Origin of the sequence: Acetobacter cibinongensis (assembly GCF_000963925.1) — a bacterium.
Lineage (GTDB): Bacteria > Pseudomonadota > Alphaproteobacteria > Acetobacterales > Acetobacteraceae > Acetobacter > Acetobacter cibinongensis.
This window is the reverse complement of the sequence record NZ_BAMV01000061.1, coordinates 1-2,759: the sequence shown is the minus strand read 5'-3', so window position 1 is coordinate 2,759 and position 2,759 is coordinate 1. Positions and strand designations below refer to the sequence as shown.

At 53.1% G+C, this 2,759-nt stretch carries 2 protein-coding genes; one reads left to right on the top strand and one right to left on the bottom strand.

Annotated features, from left to right (window positions below):
* Window positions 1–242: 242 nt before the first annotated feature.
* Window positions 243–1,730 carry an efflux transporter outer membrane subunit gene (locus tag Abci_RS13820; protein WP_146807083.1) on the bottom strand — a complete coding sequence of 496 codons (1,488 nt, stop codon included), beginning with the start codon at window positions 1,728–1,730 and terminating at the stop codon, window positions 243–245.
* 195 nt (window positions 1,731–1,925) lie between these two features.
* Between Abci_RS13820 and Abci_RS13815 the strand changes: the two genes are divergently transcribed.
* On the top strand, window positions 1,926–2,585 hold the full coding sequence (locus tag Abci_RS13815; RefSeq protein WP_048839753.1) for a TetR/AcrR family transcriptional regulator: 660 nt from the start codon (window positions 1,926–1,928) through the stop codon (window positions 2,583–2,585).
* Window positions 2,586–2,759 lie beyond the last annotated feature (174 nt).

Sequence of the window (2,759 nt, the reverse complement as noted above, 5' to 3'; positions counted from 1 at the left end):
AACACCGTCAACACCCTATTTCATATTTCTTTCATTCTTTTGACTTAAAAATCGTAACACTCATGAAACCATGCCGGTTTTCTGCCGTTTTTGCCTATTTTTCTTTCTCTACAAGCGTTTACGGGCTGCGTGGAATCGGTTTTTTTGTCGGGGTTAACGCCTGCGGCTGCATGGAAGGACCTTATAAGAAAGGCCGACCAGTAAACTGGTCGGCCTTTCAAAAGCACTAACTGTAATGCTGCCTAACTATGCTGCGTCTGTCTGGCTGGAGCATCCGGGTATGTCGTCTCCCAACCCCCACCCAGCGCATTATAAAGACGCACAAGATTGTTAGCGATAACGGACGTGCTGTCCGCCAACTGCGTTTGTGACGCCAGAACACGCCGCTCCGCATCCAGAACCTGCAGGAAGCTTTGCAGGCCATGTTTATATTGTTCCTGTGCAAGATGCAGGGAGCGCTCGTCTGACGCCACCTGTGTCTTGAGAGCGTTATTGCGCTTTTGCTCAGCTTCATAAGCCGTCAGAGCGTTATCGACTTCGTTCCATGCCGTGAGGACGGTCTTACGGTACCGCAGGGCCGCCGTTTTTTGAGAGGCCTTTTTCATTTCAAGCTGGCCTTTCAAACGGCCCCCTTGGAAGATAGGCAATGTGATGGAGGGTCCCACATTCCAGGCGCGTGCGCTCCAGAACCCAAGGTCGCGGAATGAGAAAGACTGGAAGCCAAAACCGGCATCAATGGTGACTTTTGGGTAGAAGTCTGCCTCGGCCTGACCGACTTCGGCTGTTGCTGCATGCAATTCTGCTTCCGCCTGCCGAATATCAGGACGACGGCGCGCCACTTCTGATGGCAACCCTACAGGCACAGTCGCTGGCACCATAGGAATAGAGGCAGCCTGCTCCAGCTCGGCATTTAAGGAGCCAGGCGGAGTTCCCATGAGCAGGTTGATAGCGTTGATCTGTTGCGCAATACGCTGCTCAAACTGGGGAATGCGGGCGTTTGTTTCTTCAACCTGTGAGCGGGCGCTTTCAACATCAAGCTCACTGACCAGACCGCTTTTGTAGCGGGATGAGCTGAGATTAAGAAGGTTCTGGGCAGCATCACGGTTGGCTTTGGTAATACGCAACTGCTCCTGCAACCCACGCAGGGACATATAGTCCTGAGCAAGTTCTGCCTGCCGCGCAATAAGAATGCCGCGTCTTTCTTCAAGCGTTGCTGTCAGATACGCCTTCGCGGCTTCATACTGACGACGGACCCTGCCCCACAGGTCCACTTCCCAACTGGCCTGCAAGCCGTCCTGCCATTGGTTAAGCAGGGGGATGGAAACATCTGAGGACAGGGAAGACAGCATCTCGGTCTGGTCAGGCTGTAGATAGTTGTCCGAGACGTTCTTTTTTACACGATCGATAATACGCGAGATCTGCTTGCTGCTATATTGCGCCCGTTTGTAAGAGCCGGTTGCCGCAAGGTTGGGAAAGCGCTCTGCCCCTGCAATAATCAACTGACCACGGCTAACCGCCAGCTGCTCTGTTGCTTGCAGGATATCAAGGTTTTGAGAAGCGAGACGTTTTTGGAGAGACGTGAGTTCCGGGTCATGAAAAGCTGACCACCACTCCGGGTCCGGAGCCTGATCACTCGGCACACTGAGTGCGCGGGATGACCCTTCCAGTTTGGCATGTTGCCATTGCTCTGGTGTCCATGTGGCTGGCTTTTTGAAATCCGGGCCAACCATGCACCCGCCCAGCAGAAATGCCAGAGCCAAAGTACTTGCTCCCAGCGCGTACCGTTTTGCCACCCGTCCGCTCCCAACGAAATTTCTAATTTATACCGAACCGTTCTTGCGCTGACCGATCGGTTCGGTCAGCATGCTAACCTAGCGTTTTTCGATGTTGCGTCAATCGTCATACTTGGGAATAAGCCTTTCATCATGTCTGCTGCACCTCCCCCATCCCATCTGACGCCCACGCCCTGCACGGGGGAATCAGAAGCAAAACGACAACAGATCCTGTCTGGTGCCAAGGTGATTTTTGCCAACCACGGCTTTGAAGGGGCGAGTATGTCCGCCATTGCGCGGGAGGCTGGTGTTTCCAAAGGGACGCTGTACAATTATTTTACGAACAAAGCTGACCTGTTTGCGGCTTTTGTAGAGCAGAACTGCCGCGAAAAGCTGCCTGCGGCCCTTGCTCCCATCCAGACTGTTAATCTACCGGTCAAAGAAAAACTGGCTGCTATTGCACGGGCCATGGTGCACCTGATTACGGCGCCAGAAAGCATTATGCTGTACCGGATTATTGTCTCCGAAGCGCCGCACTTTCCCGAACTGGCTACCGTATTCTGGCAGCATGGCCCAAAACTGGCGATTGGGACGTTATCCAACTGGATTCAGGAGCAGGTTGACCGCGGCGCTTTACATGTGGATGACCCGGTTTTTGCCGCCGAGCAGTTTTTCACCCTCTGCCAGACGCGCATTGGGCACCGCAAGCGTTTCAACATGCCTTTGGAAAATGAAGACGCTGACCGGGAAAAAGTGATTCATGCGGCTGTGCATGTCTTTCTTGCCGCCTATGGTACCGATAAAGCATCCTGACCTGTCAGCTCGGCCGACTTTTACCGCTTGTCGTCACAGCATAAAAAAAGCCCGCATGGCCTGAGGCACATGCGGGCTTTTTCTATTTTGAGCCTGAAAGCTCTTATTTCAGAGCAGTTGTCAGTTGAGGCACAACCTCGAAGAGGTCTCCCTCAATGCCGTAATCTGCAATCT